Origin of the sequence: Microcella sp., assembly GCF_046293215.1 — a bacterium.
GTDB lineage: Bacteria > Actinomycetota > Actinomycetes > Actinomycetales > Microbacteriaceae > Microcella.
The window spans coordinates 229,078-254,025 of sequence record NZ_JBKBPI010000003.1; the positions used below are offsets into that span (position 1 = coordinate 229,078).

Sequence of the window (24,948 nt, forward strand, 5' to 3'; positions counted from 1 at the left end):
CGCTGGGTCACGCCGCCCCCGGCCCCCCCTCTTCGGGTCTGGGCGCCACGACGAGCGCCGCACTGCGGGCGACGTGGGCCACACCCACCCCCCCGACGGGGTGCGGTTCCACGACCCCGGGCACCCCACACGGAGTAAAGGAGAACACCATGGCAATGCCCGGTATCCGCGGCATGGAACACCTCGGCATCACGGTGCCGAACATCGATGAGGCGTGCGACTTCTTCGAGCGCATCCTCGGCGCCGAGGTGCTGTACACCGCAGCGACCGACTTCCGCGACGACGACAGCGACTGGATGTACGAGCACCTGCGCGTGCACCCTCGCTCGGTCATCAAGGAGTTCCGGTACGTCCGCCTCGGCAACGGAACGAATCTCGAGGTCTTCGAGTACGAGTCGCCCGACCAGGTGCAGAAGCCGCTGAAGAACAGCGACGTCGGCGGCCACCACCTCGCCTTCTACGTTGACGACATGGATGCGGCGATCGCCTTCCTGCACGACAACGGCGTCGAGGTGCTCGGCGAGCCGACCGCGTACACCGAGGGGCCGAACCTCGGCCTCACCTGGTGCTACTTCATGGCCCCCTGGGGTCTGCAGCTCGAGATCGTCTCGGCGCCGAACGGCACCGTGTTCGACAACGAGGCGAAGGCTGCGGGTCGCACGCGCCTGTTCCACCCGGGCCTGGTCGACGAGACCAAGGTCTGAGTCCACGCGCCTGTTCCGCGTGACGCGAAGGGCCCCGCCGATTGGCGGGGCCCTTCCTGCGTCTGACGCGGCGGCTACTGCTGCATCTGAGCGATGAGCATGGTCCGGTTGCGTGCGCCGGACTTGCGCAGCAGAGACCCGACGTGCTTTTCGACCGTCTTGACCGAGATGTTGAGCGCCGTCGCGATCTGCTTGTCGGCCATGCCCTGGGCGATCATGTCGCGCACCTCCAGCTCACGCGACGTGGGAGCATCCCCTGCCGCGACGGGCGGCGTCTGGGCGCGGAACGTCTGCGTCAGGGACTCGAAGATGCTGCTGTCGAGCATGGCATCGCCCTGGGCCGCAGCGATGATCGTGCGCACGATGCTTTCCGGCGACGACTTTCGGTCGATGTACCCCCGCACGTTCGCCTGTGTTGCGGTGCGAACCTGGTCGACCGTCGGGTTGTCGGTCAGCGCGACGAGCACCGTCGAGATTCCGCGGTCGCGCATTCTCGCGAGTTCCGCCGACGCCTCACCGTGCAGCATGTCGATGTCGACGAGGGCGACGTCGGGTCGCACGAGCTCGAGCGCTTCGAGCAGGTCTGCGACAGTGCGCACTTCGGCCATCACGTGCACACTCGGCTCGTGCTGGTGCAGAAGGCGCACGATGCCAGCACTCGTGATGGGCTGGTCGCTCGCGATGATGGTGGTCCAGCGCTGGTCCGCCAGGGGCGCGCTGGGCGTGCCGTTGTCGGGAATGCGCGCTCGTACGACGGTGCCCCACCCCGGCGTGCTTTCGATCGAGAGCTCGCCCCCGAGGTGTGTGGCACGTGACGCCATGCCGTGCAGGCCCAGGCAGCCCGACGCCAGGCCTGACCCCTCATCGTGGATGGCGCGGTGGTCGAAGCCTCGGCCGTCGTCCTCGATGAGCAGGGTGACTTCTTCTTGGCCGTAGATGATGCCGACCCGAATGGCCGACGCCCGCGCGTGCGCGACCGCGTTACTGATGGCCTCCTGCGCAATCGCGTACGCCTGGTGTGCGGCCGTGGGCGCCAATGGGCGAGACGTTCCGACCGTGCGGAGGCCGGTGATCGCATCGCAGGCCGTGCCGGCCCACTCCAACTCGCGCGCAATGTCGGCCTCGAGATCGCGGTCAGCGTCGGCGTACGCCCCCTGCCCGAGAACCATTCGCCGCGACTCCGTCATCGCATCGTGCGCGATCGCGCGCGCCTGGCGTAGGTGTTCGGTGACCCGGCGACCATCGGCACCCGCTGTCTCTGCCTGGTCGAGCGTGATCAGCAATTGGGTGAGCGACCGCCCGACCGTCTCGTGCACATCGCGCACGGCGCGTTCCCGTTCGGCGCTGATAGCGCGCTCCTGGTCGCGCTCGACGGCCGCAGTGTGCAGTTCCGAGTTCGCAATCGCGATGGCTGCCTGGCTGGCGAACAGCTCGACGATCTTCGCGTCGTCCGTTGTGAAAACGTGACCGGGCATGCTGCTGAAGACGACGCACGCGCCGATGATGCGGTCATCCCACATCAGTGGCACGCCGATGACGGCGCAGCGCCAGCGCGGGTCGTCAGAGGCGATGTGGCCGGCGCTGATCCGCGAGTAGTCATCGAGAATGACGGTCTGTCGTTGCCGAACGATCTCGCCGGTGAAGCCCTCGTTGAGGGGAAAAGTCTGCCCCTCCTGGCAGCCCACGCCATAGTCAGCGGCCTTCGTGTAGGTGCCGGCCACCTCGTCGACGAGCGATATAGACCCGGATTCGCAGCCCAGTAGGCCTGTGGCGTGACTCAGAATGCGCGCCAGCAGCGGCCCGAGCTCGAAGCGCCCGACGAGGTCGCGAGCAAGCTCAGTGACGAGCGCCACATGGTCAGGATGCTCGACAGTGCTAACGTGCGAAAAAGCTCGCTTTTCCGTCTGTTGTGTCGACATCAGTGCCTCCAACGCGCCGCATCATCGCTGCGCAAAACCCTCGATTTATCTGACGGCCCCAGGGTCGGGTGGGCCTCACGGCGATCATTCAACCACGAATAATCGGTGGTGGATTTCCCCACGGCGTGCGGTCGGGGAACTCCCGATGGCGCGGCGGTGGCGCCGCTTGATTGGCTGACGCTGCCGCCGGTGATGGGCCGTCGGCAGAGAGGAGCCGCCCGGTGGCACGCATCGGCATCATGACGAGCGGCGGTGACGCCCCCGGCCTCAACACCGCGATTCGCGCGGCCGTGCTGCGGGCTACCCGCGACTACGGTGACGAGCTGGTTGGGGTGATCGACGGTTGGCGAGGCCTGCGCGATGGCGCCTGCATCGAGCTGTCGTGGAAGACGGTTCGCGGCATTTCCAAGACCGGCGGAACGATCCTCGGCACGTCACGGGTTGACCCTCGCGAAGACGCAGGGGGCATCCCGTTCACGCGTCGCGCGATTCACCGGCTGGGCCTCGATGCGCTGGTCGTGATCGGCGGCGAGAGTTCGCTCGCGATCGCCGAAGAGCTTGCGTCAGAGGGGGTTCCCGTCGTCGGTGTTCCGACCGCGATCGATAACGACATGCAGGCGACCGACTACACCTTCGGTTTCGATACCGCCGTCGAGGTGGCCACCGAGGCAATCGATCGACTCGGCACCACGGGGGAGGCGCATCACCGCTGCATGATCGCCGAGGTCATGGGGCGCAGGGCAGGCTGGATCGCTCTGCACGCGGGTCTTGCCTCAGCGGCGCACGCCATTCTGATCCCCGAGGTGCCCGAGAGTCTCGAGCGCATCGCGCATTGGGTGCGTGCCCCTTTCGAACGGGGCCGGTCTCCGCTCGTCGTCGTCTCCGAGGGCTTTCAGCTTCTCGATCCGCCGACCGGGGCCGTCGTCGAGAGCGGAGGCCGGCCGCGCATGGGCGGTATCGGTGAGGCGCTCGCCCCCCTGATCGAGGGCTACACCGGTATCGAGACGCGCGCGACCACGCTCGGCCACATCCAGCGCGGCGGCGTGCCCAGCGCCGCCGACCGCGTGTGGGCCACCCGTCTTGGCGTGGCGGCGATCGATGCCGTGCATGAGGGGGCCCTCGGCACGATGGTCGCGATTCGCGCGACGGGGGTCACCCGTGTGCCGCTCGCCGAGGCCGTCGGTTCGGTGAAAACCGTGTCCATCGAGCGCTATCGCGAGGCGATGACGTTCTTCGGATGAGCCCTCGCCGCGCGCCCGGTGCGCGCGTCGGTGGGGGAGTCCCTACCCACCGCCTAGGGGAACTCCTCATTCACGAAATCGTGCGCCATTTCTAGGCTGACAACGCCGGGGGGTCGTGGCGACCGTTCAGACCCCGTCCCCCCGGCGCCACTCCGGCCCGTTGTGCGACGGGCGCCGAACACAGAACCGCTGAGGAACTCATGCCGAGTACGAAAAACCTGGTCCCCGCCTCCCCGTGGGTCGAGCTGAAGGTCACGCAGAAGGACTGGGACGCCGCTTCTCCCGAACTGCTGGGTGACATGCTGACGCAGATGCAGCTCATCCGAGCGTTCGAAGAGAAGGTGCTCGAACTGGCCGGCCAGAAGCTGGTGAACGGTCCTGCTCACTCATCGATCGGGCAGGAAGGCGGCGCGGTCGGATCGATTGTCGACCTGACCGCTGCTGACCAGATCAACGGCTCGCACCGCGGCCACCACCAGTTCCTCGCCAAGGCCTTCGGGTATGTGCAGCCGGAGGGCTTCGACCCCCGAGCCGAGCTGAGCGACAGCGTGCGCGAGGTGCTGCAGCGCAGCCTCGCCGAGATCTGCGGGCTCGAGCAGGGGTACTGCGGCGGGCGCGGCGGTTCGATGCACCTGCAGTGGAAGGAGGCGGGCGCTCTCGGCACCAACGCCATCGTCGGCGGTGCCGTGCCCTTTGCCGCGGGGTTCGCCTGGGCTGACCTGCACGCCGGAACTGACGCCGTGTCGGTGACCTACTTCGGTGACGGCGCCATCAACATCGGTTCGGTTCTCGAGACCATGAACCTCGCTTCAGCGTGGAAGTTGCCGCTGTGCTTCTTCGTCGAGAACAACCAGTACGCCGTCTCGACGACGGTCGATGAGGCCACCGGAGAGCCCCGCCTGTCGGCGAGGGCACTCGGGTTCAACATCGCCTCGTGGAAGGTCGACGGCATGAACCCGCTGGCCGTGCGTATCGCGATGCAGCAGGCGCTCGAACACATGCGCGCCGGCAAGGGCCCGACCATGATCGAGGCCGATGTCTACCGCTACTTCCACCAGAACGGACCCTTCCCGGGCAGCGCCTTTGGCTACCGCCCGAAGGAGGAGGAAGCCGAGTGGCGCGAGCGCGACCCCATCGCCCAGATGGAGAAGCAGATTCGCCGCCGCGGGTTGCTGAGCGACGAGGAGCTCGCCGCTGTGCGCTCGCGGGCGAAGAAGGTGATGGCCGAGGTCGCCGGTCAGCTCCTCGAGACCGACCCCGAAGGCAACGGAACGCAGCGCTTTCGCCCCGAGCTCTGGCCCGACACGGCCACCATCAACGACGGAATTCGCAGCGACCTCGCTGAGATGGCGGATGCCCGCTACGCGGAAGCGGAGGACTTCGCCGGAGCCACCACCCAGCGCAAGTTTGTCGACGTCGTCGCCGACGTCATGGCCCGCCGCATGGAGCACGACGACCGCATCGTCGTGATGGGCGAAGACGTCCACAAGCTCAGCGGTGGCCCGCGCGGCGCCACGCGTGGCCTAAAGGAGGCCTTCCCCGACCGCGTGTTGGGCACCCCCATTAGCGAGGCAGCGTTCACCGGCCTCGGCGGTGGACTCGCCCTGGACGGGCGCTACATTCCCGTGGTCGAGCTGATGTACGCCGACTTCATTTGGGTCGCGGCCGACCAGATCTTCAACCAGATCGGTAAGGCCCGTCACATGTTCGGCGGCAAGCACGCCATGCCCCTCGTGATGCGCATCAAGATCGGAACGCGCACTGGCTACGGCTCGCAGCACTCGATGGACCCGGCCGGCGTGATGTCGTCATCGGTCGGCTGGCGCATCGCTGCCCCGTCGACCGCTCTCGACTACATCGGCATGATGAACAGCTCGCTGCGGTGTGAGGATCCGGTTGCCGTGCTCGAGCACGACGCCGACCTCTACAAAGAGCTCCAGGATGTGCCGGTCGATGATCTCGACTTCCACATTCCGATCGGCAAGGCGGCCCTGCGCCGCACGGGCGACGACGTCACGGTCATCAGCTACCTGTCGATGGTGAACGACTCGGCCCGCGCGATCGACGCCCTGGGTGTCAGCGCTGACCTGATCGACCTGCGCTGGCTTGACTGGGCGAGCATCGACTGGGAGCTCATCGAGGCCAGCATCACGAAGACCAACCGCGTGATCATCGTCGAACAGGGCTCGCGCGGCACCTCCTACGGCGCATGGCTGAGCGACGAGATTCAGCGCCGGTACTTCGACTGGCTCGACGCGCCTGTTGAGCGTGTCACGGGAGCGGAATCGTCTCCGAGCATTTCGAAGGTGCTCGAGGAGGCGGCCTTGGCAAACGCGGACGATGTGGCGGCGGCGATCCGCGGCATCCTGCAGCTCGACGGAGGCAACTGATGGCGCACGTGATTCGCATGCCGGGCATCTCTGCCGACTCGGAAGAGGCAGTGCTCCTCGAGTGGAACATCGGTCAGGGCGCCTCGATCAGCTTCGGCGACAACCTCGCCACGGTCGAAACCGAGAAGGCGAACGTCGACATTGAGGCGGACGGCGACGGCACGCTGTGGCGAACCCTGGTCGAACCGGGAACCACGGTGCCGGTCGGCAACCCGATCGCGGTGATTCTGGAAGCGGGAGAAAGCGCAGACGACGAGGCGGGAATCCTCGCCTCCCTCGGTCTCGGTGCCGCGCCGGCTGCGCCGGCGACTCCGGCGGCGACTGCGGCGCCGGAACCTGCCCCGGTACCCGCCCCGGCGCCGACCCCCGAACCCGCGCCGGTACCCGCTGCGGCGGCGGCGTCGGCCCCCGCATCCGCGCCCATCTCCGCTCCGAGCGGCGGGCGACTGTTCTCGTCGCCGCTCGCGCGCAAGATTGCGCGCGACGCCGGTCTTGAGCTCGACAGCATCGTCGGAACGGGCCCGTCGGGGCGCATCATCCGGGCAGATGTCGAGCGCGCGATCGCCGACGTGGCCCGTGCTTCCGCGCCGTCAACGCCGTCGGCGGCTCCGGCCCCGCCCGCCGCATCGACCGCGGCGACCGACGCCGGTGCCTTCGACGAGGTGCCGCACACGAAGCTGCGCCGCGCCATCGCCGGGGCACTGCAGGCCAGCAAGCAGGAGGCGCCGCACTTCTACCTCACGAAGACCGCGCGCGTTGATGAGCTGTTGGCACTGCGCGAACGGGTGAACGCCGGCCGCGAGGCCCGAATCTCGATCAACGACTTCGTCGTCAAGGCCGTCGCGGTCGCGTTGCGCGAGTTCCCCGATGTGCGCGTCACGTGGGGGGCGGATGCGGTGCGCCGTCATCACACCGTCGACGTCGCGGTCGCGGTCTCGACCGAGCGCGGCCTGGTGACCCCGGTGATCCGCAATGCGGATGCCGCCTCGGTGAGTGCCATTTCGGCGCAGGTGCGCGACTTCGTCGAACGGGCTCGCGATGGTCGGCTCAAGCAGAGCGAGTTGGAGGGCGGCACCTTCACGGTGACGAACCTCGGCATGTACGGGGTGGAGGAGTTTTCCGCCATCATCAACCCCCCGCACGCCGGCATTCTCGCCGTCGGTGCGGTGGTGAAGCGCCCCGTCGTGGGCGACGACGACGTCATCGAGGTCGGTCACACGCTGACCGTCACGGTGTCGGCCGACCACCGGCCGGTTGACGGGGTGATCGTCGCGCAGTGGCTGCAGCGCTTCACGCAGCTGCTCGAAAACCCGCTCGAGATTCTCACCTAGTAAGACCGCTGCGCGTCACCGCACAGACGCTCAGGGACCGGCGCGGCCGGGTCGACGCGTGACCGTCGACCCGGCCGTTGTCGTGTGAGCCGAGTGCCAGCCCCCTACCGGTGAGGTGTGGGGGTTCCCCTACCTCCGAATAGGGAAAGCCCCAATTCTGCGCGACAGCGCCGATTCCTAGCGTTGTCAGTGACCCAAGACCACTGCACCAGTGATCTGTTCAAAGGAGAACGAATGTTCAGCACACGGAAGATCGCCGTCGGCTTCGCTGCCCTGGCGACCGCGGGCCTTCTCGCCGCCTGCAGCACCACCGCGTCCACCCCGGGCACGGGTGCCGAGCCGGGCACCGGCTCGGACGGCGACAAGTTCCGCATTGTCACCGTCTCGAAGGTGGAAGGCATCACCTGGTTCCAGCGCATGAGCGAGGGCGTTGACATGTTCAACGACGCGTTCAGCGACGAGGTCGAGGCCTACCAGACCGGCCCCGACTCGGGTGACGCCGCCCTCCAGATCCAGATCGTGGAAGACCTGATCGCTCAGGGCGTCGACGCGATCATCGTCGTTCCGAACGACCCGATCGGCATCGGCCCGACCCTGCAGCGCGCCCGCGAGGCCGGCATCATCGTCGGTGTCACCGAGGCGACGCAGCTCGTCGGCACCGAGGCGATCGACTTCGACATCGAGTCCTTCGACAACGCCGAGTTCGGCCAGGGCTTCGGCCAGGGTCTCGCCGAGGCCATGGGCTGCGAGGGTGAGTACGCCACGAGCGTCGGCCTGCTGACCAGCGAGTCGCACATGCTCTGGGTCGACGCCGCCAACGCGTGGATCGCCGAGAACTGCCCCGACATGACCCTCGTCACGCCCACCCCGTACGAGAACAAGAACGACGACCAGCACAGCCGTCAGCTCGCCGATGAGATCCTCGGTACCTTCCCGAACCTCAAGGGCTACCTGGCCACGACCCCCTCGGGCGGTGGCGGTATGGCGTCGGCGCTGCGCGACAAGGGCATCACCGGCTTCGCGAACGTTGCCCTCACCCTGCCCTCGGTGGCCGCTCCTGACCTCGAAGACGGCTACATGGCCTACGGCCAGGGCTGGGACCCGGCTGGCTGGGGTTGGGCGCTCAACTACGTCGCCCTGAAGATGCTGAAGGGTGAGCCGGTCGAGTCCGGCCTCGACCTCCAGTGGGAGCTCGGCGGCTACGAGAGCGTGACGGTCGACGGGCAGCTGATCGTCGGTAGCGACATTCAGCCGTACCGCCCGGGCCAGTTCGCCGACGGCAACTTCCCCTTCTAAGCACCACGGGCATCCACTCGATGCTCGCGCGGCGGGGAGCCACCTGCTCCCCGCCGCGCACACCCGTACCTGCAGCACTCGCACCACCCGCACCACCACCTCCCTCCGCGTCGTCAGATCAAGGACTGCTCTCATGACCGACACCCCGCTCATCTCGGCCACCGGCCTCACGATTTCGTTCGGCGGTATCCAGGCCCTCAAGGGCGTCGACTTCACGATCGGCTCCGGCGAGATTCGCTGCCTCGCCGGCGAAAACGGCTCGGGCAAGTCGACGCTCGTCAAGATTCTTTCGGGCGTCTACCAGCCCGACGGCGGCCACCTCGAGATCGGGGGCCAGCCGATGAAGCACATGAACCCCATCGACGCGAGTGCCGCGGGCGTTCAGGTCATCTATCAAGACCTCTCGCTCTTCGGCCACCTTTCCGTCGCCGAGAACATCGCCATCAACCGGATGCTCCACAACGGCTCGAAGTTCGTCAGCCGCTCGGAGATGCGCCGCATCGCAACCGAGCAGCTGACCCGCGTCGGCATCGAGCTCGACCTCGACGCGCCCGTGTCGAGCCTCTCGGTCGCCAACAAGCAGATCGTTGCGATCTGCCGGGCGCTGAGCATGGAGGCGCGCATCCTGTTCATGGACGAGCCGACGACCGCCCTCACGACGCGCGAAGTCGACCGCCTGCTGTCGATCGTGCTCGAGCTCAAGGCCGCGGGACTGTCGGTTGTATTCATCAGCCACAAGCTCGACGAGGTTTTCAAGGTGTCCGACAGCGTCACCATCTTCCGTGACGGCAACAAGGTCGGGGACTTCGCCGCGAGCGAGCTCGACGAATTGAGCCTCGCGCGGCACATGACGGGCCGCGACATCGTGTACACCCGTTACCACCGCACGAACACTGACGACGCCCCGCTTCTCGAGGTGCGCGAGCTCAGCCGCGCCGGCCACTACGAGAACTTCAGCCTGACGGTGCGCCCCGGTGACATCGTCGGTCTCACCGGCCTGCTGGGGTCGGGCCGCACCGAGGTCGCGCTGTCGCTGTTCGGTCTGAACAAGCCAGACACCGGCGAGATCGCCGTGCGCGGAACGCGGGTGTCGATCGAGGCGCCGTGGGACGCAACGGCCAACGGCATCGCGCTGCTGCCGGAAGACCGCCTCGAGCAGGGCCTGTTCCCGACTCACTCGGTCGCCTCCAACGTCTCGGCAACCATGGCCGAGCGCGTGCGCAACGCGTGGCGGATCCTCCGCCCGTCGAAAGAGAAGAAGCTCGCCGAGAAGGTTGTGCACGCCATGGGCGTGAACAACAAAGACACCGACATCAACGTGGTGAACCTCTCCGGCGGCAACCAGCAGAAGGTCGTCATCGGCAAGTGGATCTTCCGCGACCCGAGCGTGTTCATTCTCGACAGCCCCACCGTCGGCATCGACATCGGCTCCAAGTCCGAAATCTATGACCGGATGCACGAGCTCGCTCGCGAGGGAATGGGCATGATCATGATCTCCGACGAGCCGGAAGAGATCGTGGCGAACTGCAACCGCGTGGTTGTGATGCACGACGGCGAAATCCTCGCCAAGTTCGTCGAGGAAGACCTCGCGAATCCCCACTTCCAGGACGAGCTGATCGAGATGATCAGCAACCCCGACTACCGACTCGAATCGATTGCCCCTCCCGTCACGGGAGCGTTCTCGGCGGTCGACGACCTCGAAAGCGAGTGACCGGTCATGAAGAGATCACCCTTCGCCGTTGCCTTCAACCGCCGCATGACCTCGATGGAGAAGTTCCTCCTGGTCGTCATCATCGGCTACATCGCGGTCGTGACCGTCCGCAACCCTGCCTTCCTGAGCCTCGAGACCGCGTTCGACCTCGTGCGCAACGGCAGCGGCGTCATGATCCTGGCGCTCGGAACCCTGATCATCCTGATCTCGGGCGGCATCGACGTGTCGTTCACGGCGATCGCGATTGTCGCCGGGTACTCGTCGGTCTTGCTGATGAGAGAGTTCGGCATCGACAACCTGGTCTTCGCCATCGGTGTCGCCGCCGCGATCGGTGCCCTGCTCGGCTCGGTCAACGCCCTGCTCATTCACTTCTACAAACTGCCGACACTGATCGTCACCCTCGGCACCGCGAGCGTGTTCCACGGGTCGATGGCCCTGCTGCTCGGCATGAAGACCTTCACCCGCACCGACGTGCCGCAGTCGATGATTGCGCTCGGGTCGACGAACATCATCACGATTCAGGGCGAGACCTCGCGCTATGGCCTCAACATCGGGGTGCTCATCGTCATCGCCGTCATCGTGCTGACCTGGTTCCTGCTCTACCGAACCATGATCGGTCGCGCGGTGTTTGCGCTCGGCAGCAATGAAGAGTCGGCCACCCGTATCGGTCTGAAGGTGCTCCGCACGCGGTTGTTCATCTACATGTACGCCGGCGGACTTTCCGGCCTCATGGGCATCATCTACTTCTCGAACCTCGCGTACATCAACCCGGCGGCACTCGTCGGCACTGAGCTCGCGGTCATCGCGGCCGTCGTCATCGGTGGCGCCAAGCTGTCGGGCGGCGAGGGCACGATTCTCGGCACGGTGCTCGGCGTCATCACCTGGACCCTCTTCCAGAACACGCTCGTCTTCCTCGGCCTCGGCGCCGCGTTCAACGGGCTGTTCTTCGGCGGCGTCCTCGTCGTCATCCTCTGCGTCATCTACTACCGCCAACGACAGAGCAACAAGCGTGCTCTCGTCTTCTCTGCTAGCTAGAAAGGGGGCTCGACATGAAGAAGCTTCTCGGGTTCGCCGGTAAGGACCGCGAATTCCTCGTCCTCGTGATCGTCACGCTCCTCGTGACGCTCGTGCTCTACTCCCAGCTGGGGCAGCGGCTGTTCTCGCTGGGTGGCCTGCAGTCGATGTCGATCCAGGTCAGTGAGTTCGGCTTCCTCGCGCTCGCCATGGGGCTCGCGATCCTTACCGGAGGCATCGACCTCTCGGTCGTGGCCGCGGCCGGACTCTCGGGTGTCGTCGCCGCGCTCGTGATGAGTGGACAGTTCATCCCGGCCACCGACGAGAACCAGGCCATGCTGTTTGTGCTCGGCATCGTCGCCGCGCTGGTCACGGGTCTCGTGACGGGGCTCACGAACGGCATCATCATCGCGAAGTTCTCGGTGCCGCCGATTCTCGCCACCCTCGGCACGATGATTTTGTTCACCGGCATCGGCATGGCTGTCACCTCCGGCAACAGCATCCCCCTCCAGGTGCGCGCCTTCCCCGAGATTGTGCGCACCACGGTCGGGCCGATTCCCGTGGTGTTCCTGATCATGGTCATCGCGTTCGCCGTCGTGGCGTTCATCCTGACGCGCACCACGTTCGGTCGCCGCGTCTACCTGTTCGGTGAGAACGACGTGGCGTTGCGGTTCTCCGGCGTCCGCAGCGAACGGGTCATCATCATGACCTACGCGCTGATCGGAATCCTCGTCGGGCTGGCGGCGATCGTCATCATCTCGCGGGCCAACTCGATGCGGGTCGGCTTCGGCGAGTCGTACCTCCTGCAGGCGATCCTCGTCGTCGTGCTTGCCGGCTTCAACCCGTTCGGCGGCAAGGGGCGCGTGGCGAGCCTGTTCATCGGACTCGTCCTCCTCCAGCTGCTGTCGTCGTCGATGACCGCGTTTGCCTTCTCGCCGTACGCGAAGAACCTCGTCTGGGGCCTCATCCTGCTGGCGGTCATGGCGCTGAACCACTACGCCCGCGTCTACCGGCCGAAGGTCAAGAAGGCGGTCGATACTCCGGTGCCCGATGACCCGGGTAGCGGCCCCGAGTCGGCGCCGCCGGCCTCCGACGGGCCCGTGGAGGACTCGGACCCGGCGGCAGCGACGGCTGGCGTGGGATCGGCTCGCGGCTAGCCCCGACAAGACCTCGTGGTCGGCCGTGCCTGGTGGTGGCGCGGCCGACCACGTGGACCCCTCAGCTCGACACACCCCTGAAAAACAAGGAGCGGACTCCATGAGCGCACTGCGTATCGTCATCGGCTGTGACGACGCCGGTTTTGACTACAAGCAGCGTCTGATCGACGACCTGACGGCGCACCCGGAGGTGGCCGAGGTGATCGATGTCGGCGTTGACCGCTCGGGCTCCACGCCGTACCCCAGCATCGCGGTCGCCGCGGCGGAGATGGTGGCGGCGGGTGACGCCGACCGGGGAGTGCTGATCTGCGGCACCGGACTGGGCATGGCGATCTCGGCGAACAAGGTTCCCGGCATTCGCGCCGTCACCGCGCACGACAGCTTCTCGGTCGAGCGGTCGATCCTCAGCAACAACGCGCAGATCCTCACGATGGGTCAACGGGTGATCGGCCTCGAATTGGCCCGCCGACTGCTCGCCGAGTGGCTCGGCTACCGTTTCGACCAGACCAGCGCCTCGGCCGAGAAGATCGCTGTGCTCACTGAGTACGAGCAAGCGCGTTCGCATGGGTAGACCCGCGCGGCCGTTCCTCATCGGTGCCGGCCTGAAAATGTACCTCGGCCATTCGGAGACGGTCGGCTGGGCCCGGGCGTTGCGCGCGGTCGCGAACGAGCATCCCGCGCTGACGTCGGGATCTGCCGAGCTCGTGGTCTTGCCGAGCTTCGTGTCGATCGACGCGGTGACACGGGAGCTCGCCGGCAGCCGCATCGCCGTTGGCGGCCAAGACATCAGTGACGTCCGGCGCGGACCGTTCACGGGCGAGGTGAGCGCCGACGACCTCGTCGCACTCGGATGCTCGTACGTCGAGATCGGGCACGCAGAACGTCGCGCTCGCCACGGCGAGACCGACGAGGCGGTGGCGGCGAAGGTCGCGACGGCGCTGGCGGCGGGTCTGGTTCCCATCGTGTGTGTCGGTGAGCGTGACGATCGCGGGGTGGCTGAGGCTCAGGACGTGTGTCGGCGCCAGGTGCGCCGAGCGTGTGCCGCCGCCGAGCTACGTGGCGACACGCATCTCGCGATCGCCTACGAACCGATTTGGGCGATCGGCCAGCCCCAGCCGGCCACACCGGAACACATCATGGCCGTCTGCGCGGCGATCGGTGACGAGCTCGCCGTCGCGGCCCCGCACGCGAGTCACACAGTCATATACGGGGGCAGTGCGCGCCCGGGAATGCTCGCCGAGCTCGACGACAGTGTCCAGGGGCTGTTCATCGGGCGGTCGAGTCACGACGTGGCGAACGTCGCGGCGGTGCTTGATGAAGTGGCGGAAAGGGCCGCGTGACCACCATGAATGACGCTGAACGAACGATGCGCGCGGTCCAAATCTCGGGCAGGGGTGGGGTCGAGCACATGCACGAGGCGATCGTGCCCCGCCCGATCGCGGTGCATTCTGAAGTGCTCGTGCGCGTGAGCGCATCCAGCATCAACCCCGTCGACGTGAAGACCCGCGCCGGCGGTGGCTACGCGGCAGCCATCACCGAGTATCCCGTCATCCTCGGCCACGACTTCTGCGGTGAGGTCGTCAAGGCGCCATACGAGACGCACCGCCTGGCCGTGGGCACCCGCGTGTATGGCGTCACCGTCCCGCCCCGACTGCAGGGCACCCACGCGGAGTACGTTCCCGTTCCGGATCTTTTCGTCGCCCCCGCTCCCCAGTCGTTGAGCGACGCGGAGGCGGCGTGCGTTCCCCTCGCCTTTCTCACCGCCTGGCAGTGCCTGACCGACGTCGGCCAGGTGCGCCCCGGCCAGAAGGTGTTCATCAATGCGGCCGCCGGGGGCGTCGGGCACTTCGCGGTGCAGATCGCGCGCATGCTGGGTGCGGTCGTGACGGCGTCCTGCTCGCAACGCAACGTCGACTTCGTGGCAGACCTCGGAGCCCAGCGGGTGGTCGCCTACGACGTCGACGAGATCGAACACGCGGTGCGCGGCCAGGACGTGACCCTCGACCTGGTGGGGAATCGGGAACAGAACACGGGTACGCGTTCGCTCAGCACGCTTCGCCGGGGCGGCATGCTCATCAGCGTTCCGGCGAGCGGGTGGCCGTCGATGGTTGAGGATGCTCGCGCTCTCGGCGTTCGCGCCACGCACTTCACGTTCAGCCCGAGCGGCTCGATGCTCGCCCAGGCGGCGTCGCTGTTCGACCGAGGGCGCATCCGCGTGCACGTCGACGCGGTACTGCCGCTCGAGAACGCGGTCGAGGCGTACGAGCGCATTGCCACGCGAGCGGGACGGGGCAAGACCGCTCTCACCATCGGGCAGCCCACGGCGCCTCCGCGTGAGCACGCGGCGGCAGCCGGCGCCGACTGGGACGGGTGACGGGGCGGGGCCGGAGAGCGATAGACTGAGGGCGGCTCCTCGCGTGGCGCCATCCAGGCCAACTCCCCCAGGGCGGAAACGCAGCAAGGGTAACCGGGCTCTGGCGGGTGCGCGAGGGGTCCTTTTTTGTGCGCGGGGGCGCCGCGGCGCCGAGGCCGAAAGCCCCTAGGTTCTGCCCAGGCCCCTTCCCTAGGCTGGGAGCCAATGGCACGCAACCTGTACATCACGTCCGCCGAGGGCAACTCGGGCAAGTCGACTGTGGCGCTCGGGGTGCTGAACGCGCTCTCGAGTCGGGTGCAGCGGGTGGGGGTGTTCCGGCCGATTGCCCGGGTGAGCCCCGAGCGGGCTGCGGCCCGTGCGTCGGGCGTGATCGGAGGCCGCGGGGAAGGCGACCGCGACTACGTGCTCGAGACCCTGCTCGCCCACGACGGCGTCGACCTCGAGTATGACGAGTGCATTGGCGTCAGCTACGACGAGGTGCACGCCGACCCTGACGCGGCGCTCGCGACGATCGTCGAGCGCTACCGCGCGGTCGAGCGGCAGTGCGACGCCGTCGTGATCGTCGGATCCGACTACACCGACGTCTCGACCCCGACCGAGTTCACGGTCAACGCGCGCATCGCCGCGAACCTGGGCGCCCCCGTTGTGCTCGTGATCGGTGGCCGCGCCTCGGGTGCGAGCGGCGGTCGCGGCCTCGCCGAGTCGGGCCCCCGCACCCCCGACGAGGTGCGTCGGGCGGCCGAGGCGGCCGTCACTGAGCTTGCGCACGAGCACGCGACTCTCCTCGCCGTGGTCGCCAACCGCGCCGACGCTGAGCGGCTCGATGACATTTGCGCCGAACTGTCGACGCTTGCCCCGAACGCCGTGGTCGGTGCGATCCCCGAAGACCGCTACCTGATCGCTCCGACCGTGGCCGCGGTCATGGCCTCCTGCGACGGCGAGCTTGAGCGCGGCGAGGAGGCGCTCCTCCAACGCGAGGTGCTGGGCGCGGTGGTCGCCGGCATGAGCATGGAGAACGTGCTGCCCCGCCTCACCGAGGGTGCGGTGGTGCTCGTTCCGGGCGACCGCAGCGAGGTGCTGCTGGCGGTGCTGATGGCGCACGCGAGCGAGACGTTCCCGAGTATTGCCGCGATCATCCTGTACGGCGGTTTTGAGACGCCCGACAGCGTGCAGTCGCTGATTGACGGGCTCGACCCGACGCTGCCGATCATCCGCACCCCGTATGGCACGTACGACACCGTGCTGCGCATCACCGAGAGCCGGGGTCGGCTCGCGGCCGACTCGCAGCGCAAGTACGACACGGCGCTGGCGCTGTTCGAGAAGCACTTCGATGCCGAGACGCTGCTCGACCGCGCCGACGTGAGCCGCAGTGACGTCGTCACGCCGCTGATGTTCGAGTACGACCTGCTCGAGCGGGCGCGCAGCGAGCGCAAGCGCATCGTCTTGCCCGAGGGCAACGACGACCGCGTGCTGCGCGCGGCCGCGACGCTGCTGAAGCGGTCGGTGTGCGACATCACGATTCTGGGCGACGAGGTGGATGTTCGTGCGCGCGCCGCCGAGCTCGGCCTCGATCTCGAGGCGGCCGAGATTCTGAGCCCCTTTGACCCCGAACTGCGCGAACAGTTCGCGGTCGAGTACGCGCGGCTGCGTGCCCACAAGGGCGTCACCGTGGAGTTTGCCCGCGACGTGGTGACCGACGTCAGTTATTTCGGCACGATGATGGTGCACGTCGGGCTCGCCGACGGAATGGTCAGCGGGGCTGCCCACACGACGGCGCACACGATTCGCCCGAGCTTCGAGATCATCAAGACCGATCCGGGCGTGAGCGTCGTGTCGAGCGTGTTCCTGATGTGCCTGGCCGACCGGGTGCTCGTCTACGGCGACTGCGCGGTGGTGCCCGACCCGACGGCCGAACAGTTGGCCGACATCGCGATCTCCTCGGCGGCGACCGCCGAGCAGTTTGCGATCGAGCCGCGCGTGGCGATGCTGTCGTATTCGACGGGGGAGTCGGGCTCGGGCGACGACGTTGAGAAGGTTCGGGCCGCGACGGCGTTCGTGCGTGAACGTCAGCCCGAGCTGCTCGTCGAGGGCCCGATTCAGTACGACGCGGCGGCTGAGCCGAGCGTCGCGGCGACGAAGATGCCCGATTCGCCGGTCGCCGGCCGCGCGACCGTGTTCGTGTTCCCCGACCTGAACACCGGCAACAACACGTACAAGGCCGTGCAGCGCTCGGCGGGCGCGGTCGCGATCGGACCGGTGCTGCAGGGCCTGCGCAAGCCGGTCAACGACCTGTCGAGGGGAGCGCTCGTGCAGGACATCGTGAACACGGTCGCGATCACGGCGATTCAGGCGCAGCGCACGCCGCCGCCGGCGACGACGGCGATCCCGCTGATCAGTCGTGATGACGCGGCGGCGGCCGCCGAGGCGGGTGCCTGATGCGCGTTTTCGTCGTCAATTCGGGGTCGAGCTCGATCAAGTACCAGCTAATCGACACGGCGTCGGGCGAGCGCGTGCTCGCCGGAACTCTCGAGCGCATCGGCGAGGTGGGCGGTGACGCCCCCGATCACACGGCGGGTATGCGTCAGGTGCTGGATGCTCTCGGTGACGACGCGCAGATCGCCGCGGTCGGTCACCGGGTCGTGCACGGAGGCGCGCGTTTCACGGCTCCGACGCTGATCGACGACGCGGTGGTTGCGGCAATCGATGAGCTGAGCGCGCTGGCGCCGCTTCACAATCCGGCGAACCTGGCGGGCGTGGTCGCCGCGCGCACGGTGTTGCCCGATGTTCCGCACGTGGCGGTGTTCGACACGGCGTTCCACCAGTCGATGCCGCCGGAGGCATACACGTACGCGATCGACCGCGCGCTCGCTGATCGGTACGGGGTGCGCAAGTACGGCTTCCACGGCACGAGTCACCAGTTTGTGGCCGAGCAGGCTGCGGGGGTGCTGGGCCGCCCGCTGGAGGAGCTGAAGCTGATCGTCTTGCACCTCGGTAATGGGGCGAGCGCGACCGCGGTTGATGGCGGCCGTTCGGTCGATACGTCGATGGGTTTGACGCCGCTGCAGGGCCTCGTGATGGGCACGCGCTCGGGTGACCTCGACCCGGCTGTGCTGGTGCATCTGCACCGCGTGGCGGGCTTGAGCGTCGATGAGATTGACACTCTGTTGAACAAGCGCAGCGGACTGCTGGGGCTCACGGGCCGCAGCGACATGCGCGACGTCACGGATGCGGCAGCCGCCGGCGACGCGCTCGCCGAGGCGGCGCTCGCCGTGTGGGCCCACCGCATTCGCCACTACGTCGGCGCCTACCTGGCGCAGCTGGGCGGCCTCGACGCGGTGGTCTTCACGGCGGGGGTGGGCGAGAACGCTCCCGAGTTGCGGGCCCGCTCGCTGGCAGGGCTCGAGCATCTGGGCATTCGGGTTGACCGCTTCCTGAATGAGCGCGCGGCGAAGAACGCCCGCATCATCTCGCCGGCCCTCGAAGGCCCGAAGGTGCTCGTCGTGCCGACGAATGAGGAGTTGGCGATCGCGCGCCAGACCGCGCAACTCGTCGCCGGCTGAGCCGCCGGCCCTCTGCTCCCCGTGCCGCGTGCCGCGTGCCGGGTGGCGCGTGCCGCGCCCCGGGGTCTCGTCTGCCGCGCCCCGGGTCTCGCCTGCCGCGCCCTGAGTCTCGCCTGCCGCGCCCCGAGTCTCGCTTGCCGGTTCCCGACTGCGGTTCCCTGCGCGCTGCGGGCCGCGAGCCGTCTGGCGCGTGCCGTGAGCCGCGCCACCCACCGCGCCGAAAGCATGGTCCCTTCCTGGCGACTACTCCGGTGGAGGAATTCCTACACCGGAGTAGTCGCTGCGAGGTCGGGGTTCTATTCCGGTGCGGCGGAGTCCTGCCGCGGTTCCCGCCGGCTCCCAGCCTCGCGCGGGCGGAGCCGCGAGCACGGTCGCAGGCAGGAGGCAGGCAGGCATGCGGGCGCGGGCGCGGGCGCGGGCGCGGCAACTACAGCGCAGCAACCGCCTCCGCGACGCCCACGTCGCCCGACACCAACTCGAACTGCGCGCCCACGCCGCGCCCCGTCGTCAGCAGCGCGTACAGCACCGCGGCGACGTCGGCCCGCGGAATCGTGCCCGACACGTCGTCTCCCACGCGCACGTGACCCGTGCCCGTGTCGTCGGTGAGTCCACCGGGCCGCACGATGGTCCAGTCCAGGTTGTCGTTGCCGCGTACGGCCGCGTCGGCCTCGCTCTTGGCGCGTAGGTACACCTGGAACACGTCGTCGGAGTCGGGGTCGAACGTGTCGGCTCGCCGCGCCGACACCATGACGTAGCGACGCACGCCCGCCTGCACGGCCGCGTCGGCCAGCAGGATCGCTCCATCGCGGTCGAGGGTGAGCTTGCGCTCTGCTCCGCTGCCCTCTCCGGCTCCGGCGGCGAACACGACGGCGTCGGCGCCCGTGATGGCTTCGGCGACCGCGTCGTCGTCATCACGCTCGAGGTCGACGATCACCGCCCGCGCGCCGTCACCCTCCACATCGTCGGTGTGGTCGGGGTTGCGAATGAGTGCCCACGGCTCGTGGCCGTTGTCACTCAGCAGGCGCGATAGTTGGCGAGCAATTTTTCCGTGTCCTCCGGCGATGGCTATTTTCATGTCGCCCAGCCAAACAGTCGGGGCTGGGTGCCGCCTCCATGAGACGGGCCCAGCCCCGATCATCCGAATTGATTAGTGCGAGTGGATGCTCGCAGAACCTTTACTTTCCGGTTGCCGCTTCGTACGCATCGACAATATGCGCAGGAATTCGGCCGCGGTCTCCGACGGGGTGGCCGTTGGCGTTTGCCCATTCGCGGATAGCGGAGGTGTTGCTTTTCGACGCACCACCCCGCTTCTTCGCACCGCTGGCGCGCCCCGCGGCCACGCCAGCACTGGCGCGGCGCCCGGCCGCAATGAAGGGGGCGAGCGCGTCGGCCAGCTTCTGCCGGTTCGATTCGTTCAAATCAATTTCATAGTGAGCGCCGTTCAGCGAAAAGCGCGTGGTAACGGCGTTATCGCCGAGTTCGGTACCGTCGAGGTCGTCGACGAGAACAATTTTGTGAGCCATGAGCCACACCTTAGCGAATAACTTCCTGTGTCGAGGCTGTGATTACCATTTGTGAGTAATTGATCCGCAATTCTTGGCGTGACGCCCACTGATGGGTCGGCTCCCGCGGGTTTTCACGACGGTTCTCGGGCGATAATCTCAACCTCATGTCGACGGTGTCGTTTCCCCTTCCGCACGCGGTGTGCGGCACTGACATCGCGGTTGAGTGGGCGGGCGCATGAGCGAGACGCCGTTACTGATCTTTGGGGCCTCGGCACGTTTCGTGCGCGACATTATCGACGCGGCCGAACTGCGGGGCTGGCACCCACTGCTCGTTGATCCCCTGAACGACGTTGACCCGTGGGGTGGGCCGGTCGTTCGTGCGGCGCAGCTGTCTGACGAGCAGCGGCGGTTGCCGGCGATCATCGGCGATGCGTCGTTTCCCGATCTGGCGGGCGCGGCCCGCAACGTGAAGATCATCGAGACGCATCGTCGGTTGCGCGCGAGTGCGGCCGAGGCGGCCATTTCTCACTGGATGACCGTGGTGCATCCTTCAGCGGTCGTCGCGTCGACCGCTCGGCTCGGTGACGCCGTATTCGTGGGTGCGCAGTCGACGATCGCGAGTTCGACGATGCTTGATGACCACGTGCAGATCAACCGCAATACGTCGATCGGTCACGACATTCACCTGCACGAGGGGGTGCAGGTTGGCCCGGGCGTCACGTTGACGAGTGGCATCACGGTCGAGCGCGACGCGTTCATCGCCGCGGGCGCCACCCTGGTGAACGATCTGACGGTGGGGGAGGGGGCCACCGTCGCGGCGGGCGCCGTCGTGCTACGCGATGTGCCCGCGGGCGTCGTCGTGGCGGGCGTACCGGCGAGGGTGGTCGGGCAATGACCTCCCGTAGGCAGCGGGTGCGGCAATGGCCGGACTGATCAGCGAGGCGCGCCACTACCTGCGGCCCGTGCGTCGCGCGGTTCGCAACGCGTGGGCGAGAGAGCGCGGGCCGATTGCCACCGAGTGGCAACTGCTTCGCGCGTCACGACGGCCCACGACCTTTCGGGAGGCCCTGGCCTACAAGATGGCGCGCGACCGTCGCCTCCTGCTCGTCATGTACGCCGACAAGCTCGCGGCACGATCGTTCGTGGCCGAGCGGGTGGGCGCGCACTGGCTGACGACCCTGTACGGGCACGGGCGGCGCGCCGACGACGTGCCGTGGGATTCGGTGCCGCGAGAGTTCGTGGCGAAGGTCAACCACGGCTCGGGTGGCGTCATCGTCGTGTCCGAGCGTGCGCCCATCGAGAAGCGCCTACCAGCACCCTCACGGCCGGTGCGCTGGAGCCGTCACTTCGTGCATCCGGACAGCGTCGACCCTGTGCACCTGCGTTCACTGCTCGACCGTTGGCGGGCGATGCCTTTTGCCCAAGAGTTCGGCGACGAGTTCGAGTGGGCGTATGGCCTCATCGTTCCTCGGGTGTTTGCCGAACAGCTGCTGACCGGCGCCAATGGCCTGCCGCAACAGGTGCGTTTTTGGTGTGTGAAGGGCGCCATTGTGTCGGCGGCGGTCGAGTCGGTGAGCCCGAGAAACTTCGGGCCCGCGCGGCGCATGCGCCTGTTGGCGAGCGAGCTCGACGTGGGGCGTCGTGAGTTGGGTATTGCCCCCGATCTCTGGCGCGACCTCGTCGATGCGTCGGTGACTCTCGCGAGTGACGCTGACTTCGTGCGTGTTGACTGGCTCGTCGACGACGGTCGGCCGTACTTCAGTGAGCTCACGAATTACCCGATGGCCGGCCGCATCGGTTTCGGCGACGGAGTGACGGCGACCCCGGAGGAGTTTTCGCGCATCCACCTCGCGGCGTGGCTGCCCCGCCCCAATTACCGTCGCCTCGATCGGCTCACCCGCGACATGGCCCGCCGCGTGCTCGACGCCGAGCCGGTCTAGTCGTCGGCCCTGCCGACTACGCTTGAGCCGTGTCCACCGCCCTGTATCGCCGCTACCGGCCCGAGTCGTTCGCCGAGCTGATCGGGCAGGCCCACGTCACTGATCCGCTGATGGCGGCGCTGCGTGGCGATCGGGTCAATCACGCCTATCTGTTCAGCGGCCCGCGTGGCTGTGGCAAGACGACGAGCGCCCGTATTCTGGCGCGCTGCCTGAACTGTGCCGAGGGCCCCACCGACACCCCGTGCGGCACCTGCCCGAGCTGCGTCGAGCTGAGCCGACAGGGCGGAGGCTCGCTCGACGTGGTCGAGATCGACGCGGCCAGCCACAATGGCGTCGACGACGCCCGCGACCTGCGCGAGCGCGCCGTGTTCGCGCCGGCGCGCGACCGCTTCAAGATTTTCATCCTCGACGAGGCGCACATGGTGACCCCGCAGGGGTTCAACGCGCTGCTGAAGATCGTCGAAGAGCCCCCGCCGCACGTGAAGTTCATCTTCGCCACGACCGAGCCCGAGAAGGTCATCGGCACGATCCGCTCCCGCACCCACCACTACCCGTTCCGCCTCGTGCCGCCCGCGCAGCTGCTCGAGTACGTCGAGCAGTTGGCGGCGAGCGAGAACGTCACCATTGAGCCGGGCGTCATGCCGCTGGTGGTGCGCGCGGGCGGCGGCTCGGTGCGCGACACCCTGTCGCTGCTCGACCAGCTGATTGCCGGCAGCGACGCCGACACGGTCACGTACGAGCGCGCGGTCGCCCTGCTCGGCTATACCCACGGAGCCCTCCTCGACGACGTGGTCACTGCCCTCGCCACGCAGGATGCCGCTGGCGCGTTCCAAGCGGTCGATCGCGTGATCCAGACGGGCCAAGACCCGCGGCGCTTCGTCGATGACCTGCTGGAGCGCTTGCGCGACCTCATCGTCGTGCAGGCCACGAGCGACGGGGCGTCGAGCGTGCTGCGCGGCATTCCCCAGGACGACCTCGAGCGCATGCACACCCAGGCCGCCCACTTCGGCCCCGCGCAGCTCAGCCGCGCCGCCGACATCGTGAACCGCGCGCTGACCGAAATGACGGGGGCGACGTCGCCGCGCCTGCACCTCGAGCTGATGACCGCGCGTCTGTTGGTGCCCGCTGCCGACGAGCCCGCGCGCGGGGCCCTCGCCCGCGTCGAGGTGCTCGAGCGCCGCGTCGGCGTTGAGGGCGCGGCGCCCGCCGCGAGCGCGCCCGCTCCGGCCGCGTCCGCGCTGGCCCGATCGGCACCGCCCGCTCCCGCTCCGGGTACGACTCCGCCGCCCGCCCCGGCGACGCCGGCACCCGAGCCCGCTGCCGCTGCCCCGGCACCGGATGCCGCGGCAGAGCCCACGCCCGAGCCGGTCGCCGCAGCCCCCGTCGACATCGACCGCATGCGTCAGTCGTGGCCGGCGATCCTCGAGCGCATCCAGCAGACGAAGATGTCGTCGTGGACCGTCGTCTACACCGCCCTGCCGGCGGCTCTCGACGACGACGTGCTGACGCTGGTGTTCACGAGCGAGGCCGACGCGGCCGCGTTCAAGCAGCGCGGCAACCCGGCCGACATGATCAGTGAGCACGTGCGCCAGGCGATCCTCGCCGAGCTGGGCCTGCGCGTGAAGTTCTTGGTGCGCGTCGATGCAGCCCGCGCCCCCCGGCCGGAGGCGACGCCGGCACCGGCCGATCAGCCCGCCGACCCGGAGCCTTCCCCAGCGCCGCCAGCCGCTGCCCCGACGCCGCCAGTCCCAGCCCCGGAGCCCGCCGCCCCCGTCACCGAGTGGGCGGTCGCGGCCATCCCGGGCGCCGGTACGCCGGCGTCGGCTGAGGCGCCCCCGGTCGACGAGGAACCACCGCCTGCTGACGACGAGCCCGAGCCGGACCCAGAGCCGTCGCCACCCCCTCCGCCGTCGGTGCCGCACCCGGCTGAAGTCGCCGGTCGCCAGCGTTACGGCGAGGCGGTCGTTCGCGAGATTCTCGGCGCGCGGTTTGTGGCCGAAGAGCAGCTCACCCCCACGGTCGTGCCCGAGGCGACCCCACCCGACCCTGAGGGGCTGTAGCGCATGTACGACGGCATCATCCAAGACCTGATCGACGAGTTTGGCCGCCTGCCCGGCATCGGCCCCAAGTCGGCCCAGCGCATCGCCTTCCACATCCTGCAGACCGAGTCATTCGATGTGACGAAGCTGGCGACCCTGCTCACCGAGATTCGCGAGAAGGTGCGTTTCTGCGAGATCTGCGGCAACGTGGCGGAGGAGGCGCAGTGTTCGATCTGCCGTGACCCGCGCCGTAACCCGACCACGATCTGCGTTGTCGAAGAGGCGAAAGACGTGGTCGCGATCGAGCGCACCCGCGAGTTCCGCGGCCTGTACCACGTGCTCGGCGGAGCGATCAGCCCGATCGACGGCATCGGCCCCGACGACCTCCGCATCAGCCAGTTGCTGTCGCGCCTCGCCGACGGCACGGTCACCGAGGTGATCATCGCCACTGACCCCAACCTCGAGGGCGAGGCCACGGCCACCTATCTGACCCGCCTGCTGGTACAGCCGGGCCTCACGGTCTCACGCCTGGCGAGCGGCCTACCGGTCGGCGGTGACCTCGAGTACGCCGACGAGGTCACCCTGGGTCGCGCGTTTGAGGGGCGTCGCACAATTCAGCACTAGGTGGCGCTATCCGCCGACGCCGATGGAGCGGGTGCACATCCATGCGGATGCGCGCATGAGCGCCCAGTAGACTTTCGCGTTAGGCCGTCACTGTCGCCGTGCCCCCGCAGCACCCACCCCTCCCGCACAGCCACCACAGGAGC

Annotated in this window: 20 protein-coding genes and 1 other RNA gene; 18 read left to right on the forward strand and 3 right to left on the reverse strand. The window is 68.0% G+C overall.

What is annotated here, in order from left to right; translation table 11 throughout:
• The first annotated feature begins 149 nt into the window (after window positions 1-149).
• Window positions 150-704 carry a VOC family protein gene (locus ACK4SC_RS04585; protein WP_409615266.1) on the forward strand — a complete coding sequence of 185 codons (555 nt, stop codon included), beginning with the start codon at window positions 150-152 and terminating at the stop codon, window positions 702-704.
• Window positions 705-778: 74 nt separating this feature from the next.
• On the opposite strand, the gene ACK4SC_RS04590 is transcribed toward ACK4SC_RS04585, so the two are convergent.
• A complete protein-coding gene (locus ACK4SC_RS04590) occupies window positions 779-2,557 on the reverse strand; it encodes a GAF domain-containing protein (protein WP_409615269.1) in 1,779 nt (592 codons plus the stop codon).
• Between the two features lie 305 nt (window positions 2,558-2,862).
• Between ACK4SC_RS04590 and ACK4SC_RS04595 the strand changes: the two genes are divergently transcribed.
• The 13 genes from ACK4SC_RS04595 to ACK4SC_RS04655 all read left to right on the forward strand — a co-directional run bounded on the left by ACK4SC_RS04595 (window position 2,863) and on the right by ACK4SC_RS04655 (window position 18,697).
• Window positions 2,863-3,864 carry a 6-phosphofructokinase gene (locus tag ACK4SC_RS04595; protein WP_409615379.1) on the forward strand — a complete coding sequence of 334 codons (1,002 nt, stop codon included), beginning with the start codon at window positions 2,863-2,865 and terminating at the stop codon, window positions 3,862-3,864.
• Window positions 3,865-4,064: 200 nt separating this feature from the next.
• A complete protein-coding gene (locus ACK4SC_RS04600) occupies window positions 4,065-6,254 on the forward strand; it encodes a thiamine pyrophosphate-dependent enzyme (RefSeq protein WP_409615272.1) in 2,190 nt (729 codons plus the stop codon).
• Complete coding sequence (locus ACK4SC_RS04605) at window positions 6,254-7,585, forward strand: dihydrolipoamide acetyltransferase family protein (RefSeq protein WP_409615275.1); 1,332 nt, start codon at window positions 6,254-6,256, stop codon at window positions 7,583-7,585. Before ACK4SC_RS04600 ends, ACK4SC_RS04605 begins: the two co-directional genes overlap by 1 nt.
• A 234-nt stretch (window positions 7,586-7,819) precedes the next feature.
• Complete coding sequence (locus ACK4SC_RS04610) at window positions 7,820-8,881, forward strand: substrate-binding domain-containing protein (protein ID WP_409615278.1); 1,062 nt, start codon at window positions 7,820-7,822, stop codon at window positions 8,879-8,881.
• 133 nt (window positions 8,882-9,014) lie between these two features.
• Window positions 9,015-10,592, forward strand: a complete 1,578-nt coding sequence (locus tag ACK4SC_RS04615) for a sugar ABC transporter ATP-binding protein (RefSeq protein WP_409615281.1) — start codon at window positions 9,015-9,017, stop codon at window positions 10,590-10,592.
• A gap of 6 nt (window positions 10,593-10,598) precedes the next feature.
• Window positions 10,599-11,627, forward strand: a complete 1,029-nt coding sequence (locus tag ACK4SC_RS04620) for an ABC transporter permease (RefSeq protein WP_409615283.1) — start codon at window positions 10,599-10,601, stop codon at window positions 11,625-11,627.
• Window positions 11,628-11,641: 14 nt separating this feature from the next.
• Window positions 11,642-12,763 (forward strand): ABC transporter permease, encoded by a 1,122-nt coding sequence (locus ACK4SC_RS04625; RefSeq protein ID WP_409615286.1) that lies wholly within the window; start codon window positions 11,642-11,644, stop codon window positions 12,761-12,763.
• Window positions 12,764-12,863: 100 nt separating this feature from the next.
• Window positions 12,864-13,334, forward strand: coding sequence for a ribose-5-phosphate isomerase (locus ACK4SC_RS04630; RefSeq protein ID WP_409615289.1), 471 nt, complete (start codon window positions 12,864-12,866; stop codon window positions 13,332-13,334).
• The gene (locus ACK4SC_RS04635) at window positions 13,327-14,103 is read left to right on the forward strand and encodes a triose-phosphate isomerase family protein (RefSeq protein ID WP_409615292.1); all 777 of its coding nucleotides are present in this window, start codon (window positions 13,327-13,329) and stop codon (window positions 14,101-14,103) included. The genes ACK4SC_RS04630 and ACK4SC_RS04635 overlap by 8 nt, the downstream gene beginning before the upstream one ends.
• A 5-nt stretch (window positions 14,104-14,108) precedes the next feature.
• Window positions 14,109-15,137, forward strand: coding sequence for an NADP-dependent oxidoreductase (locus tag ACK4SC_RS04640; protein ID WP_409615382.1), 1,029 nt, complete (start codon window positions 14,109-14,111; stop codon window positions 15,135-15,137).
• Between the two features lie 30 nt (window positions 15,138-15,167).
• Window positions 15,168-15,264, forward strand: an RNA gene (gene ffs / locus ACK4SC_RS04645) — signal recognition particle sRNA small type.
• Window positions 15,265-15,341: 77 nt separating this feature from the next.
• Window positions 15,342-17,573 carry a phosphate acetyltransferase gene (gene pta, locus ACK4SC_RS04650; protein ID WP_409615294.1) on the forward strand — a complete coding sequence of 744 codons (2,232 nt, stop codon included), beginning with the start codon at window positions 15,342-15,344 and terminating at the stop codon, window positions 17,571-17,573.
• Window positions 17,570-18,697, forward strand: a complete 1,128-nt coding sequence (locus tag ACK4SC_RS04655; protein ID WP_409615385.1) for an acetate kinase — start codon at window positions 17,570-17,572, stop codon at window positions 18,695-18,697. The genes pta and ACK4SC_RS04655 overlap by 4 nt, the downstream gene beginning before the upstream one ends.
• Before the next feature lie 427 nt (window positions 18,698-19,124).
• On the opposite strand, the gene ACK4SC_RS04660 is transcribed toward ACK4SC_RS04655, so the two are convergent.
• Together ACK4SC_RS04660 and ACK4SC_RS04665 are read right to left on the reverse strand one after the other, a co-directional pair.
• A complete protein-coding gene (locus tag ACK4SC_RS04660; RefSeq protein ID WP_409615296.1) occupies window positions 19,125-19,772 on the reverse strand; it encodes an NAD(P)-binding oxidoreductase in 648 nt (215 codons plus the stop codon).
• A gap of 100 nt (window positions 19,773-19,872) precedes the next feature.
• Window positions 19,873-20,220 (reverse strand): histone-like nucleoid-structuring protein Lsr2, encoded by a 348-nt coding sequence (locus ACK4SC_RS04665; RefSeq protein WP_409615299.1) that lies wholly within the window; start codon window positions 20,218-20,220, stop codon window positions 19,873-19,875.
• A 217-nt stretch (window positions 20,221-20,437) separates the two neighbouring features.
• Between ACK4SC_RS04665 and ACK4SC_RS04670 the strand changes: the two genes are divergently transcribed.
• Genes ACK4SC_RS04670 through recR form a run of 4 tightly spaced genes read left to right on the forward strand, consistent with a single transcriptional unit; the run spans window position 20,438 to window position 24,805 of the window.
• A complete protein-coding gene (locus ACK4SC_RS04670) occupies window positions 20,438-21,097 on the forward strand; it encodes a hypothetical protein (protein WP_409615302.1) in 660 nt (219 codons plus the stop codon).
• Window positions 21,098-21,122: 25 nt separating this feature from the next.
• A complete protein-coding gene (locus tag ACK4SC_RS04675) occupies window positions 21,123-22,142 on the forward strand; it encodes a hypothetical protein (protein ID WP_409615305.1) in 1,020 nt (339 codons plus the stop codon).
• A gap of 29 nt (window positions 22,143-22,171) precedes the next feature.
• A complete protein-coding gene (locus tag ACK4SC_RS04680) occupies window positions 22,172-24,202 on the forward strand; it encodes a DNA polymerase III subunit gamma and tau (RefSeq protein WP_409615308.1) in 2,031 nt (676 codons plus the stop codon).
• 3 nt (window positions 24,203-24,205) lie between these two features.
• Window positions 24,206-24,805 carry a recombination mediator RecR gene (gene recR / locus ACK4SC_RS04685; protein ID WP_409615311.1) on the forward strand — a complete coding sequence of 200 codons (600 nt, stop codon included), beginning with the start codon at window positions 24,206-24,208 and terminating at the stop codon, window positions 24,803-24,805.
• The last annotated feature ends 143 nt before the right edge of the window (window positions 24,806-24,948 follow it).

What these genes read in the sequence shown, in the direction of transcription:
- pta (WP_409615294.1), top strand. Translation starts at nt 15,342, where the DNA reads ATGGCACGCAACCTGTACATCACGTCCGCCGAGGGCAACTCGGGCAAG.
- recR (WP_409615311.1), top strand. Translation starts at nt 24,206, where the DNA reads ATGTACGACGGCATCATCCAAGACCTGATCGACGAGTTTGGCCGCCTG.
- ACK4SC_RS04670 (WP_409615302.1), top strand. Translation starts at nt 20,438, where the DNA reads ATGAGCGAGACGCCGTTACTGATCTTTGGGGCCTCGGCACGTTTCGTG.
- ACK4SC_RS04635 (WP_409615292.1), top strand. Translation starts at nt 13,327, where the DNA reads ATGGGTAGACCCGCGCGGCCGTTCCTCATCGGTGCCGGCCTGAAAATG.
- ACK4SC_RS04660 (WP_409615296.1), bottom strand. Translation starts at nt 19,772, where the DNA reads ATGAAAATAGCCATCGCCGGAGGACACGGAAAAATTGCTCGCCAACTA.
- ACK4SC_RS04615 (WP_409615281.1), top strand. Translation starts at nt 9,015, where the DNA reads ATGACCGACACCCCGCTCATCTCGGCCACCGGCCTCACGATTTCGTTC.
- ACK4SC_RS04600 (WP_409615272.1), top strand. Translation starts at nt 4,065, where the DNA reads ATGCCGAGTACGAAAAACCTGGTCCCCGCCTCCCCGTGGGTCGAGCTG.
- ACK4SC_RS04665 (WP_409615299.1), bottom strand. Translation starts at nt 20,220, where the DNA reads ATGGCTCACAAAATTGTTCTCGTCGACGACCTCGACGGTACCGAACTC.
- ACK4SC_RS04620 (WP_409615283.1), top strand. Translation starts at nt 10,599, where the DNA reads ATGAAGAGATCACCCTTCGCCGTTGCCTTCAACCGCCGCATGACCTCG.
- ACK4SC_RS04625 (WP_409615286.1), top strand. Translation starts at nt 11,642, where the DNA reads ATGAAGAAGCTTCTCGGGTTCGCCGGTAAGGACCGCGAATTCCTCGTC.
- ACK4SC_RS04595 (WP_409615379.1), top strand. Translation starts at nt 2,863, where the DNA reads ATGACGAGCGGCGGTGACGCCCCCGGCCTCAACACCGCGATTCGCGCG.
- ACK4SC_RS04610 (WP_409615278.1), top strand. Translation starts at nt 7,820, where the DNA reads ATGTTCAGCACACGGAAGATCGCCGTCGGCTTCGCTGCCCTGGCGACC.
- ACK4SC_RS04675 (WP_409615305.1), top strand. Translation starts at nt 21,123, where the DNA reads ATGGCCGGACTGATCAGCGAGGCGCGCCACTACCTGCGGCCCGTGCGT.
- ACK4SC_RS04630 (WP_409615289.1), top strand. Translation starts at nt 12,864, where the DNA reads ATGAGCGCACTGCGTATCGTCATCGGCTGTGACGACGCCGGTTTTGAC.
- ACK4SC_RS04605 (WP_409615275.1), top strand. Translation starts at nt 6,254, where the DNA reads ATGGCGCACGTGATTCGCATGCCGGGCATCTCTGCCGACTCGGAAGAG.
- ACK4SC_RS04640 (WP_409615382.1), top strand. Translation starts at nt 14,109, where the DNA reads ATGAATGACGCTGAACGAACGATGCGCGCGGTCCAAATCTCGGGCAGG.
- ACK4SC_RS04585 (WP_409615266.1), top strand. Translation starts at nt 150, where the DNA reads ATGGCAATGCCCGGTATCCGCGGCATGGAACACCTCGGCATCACGGTG.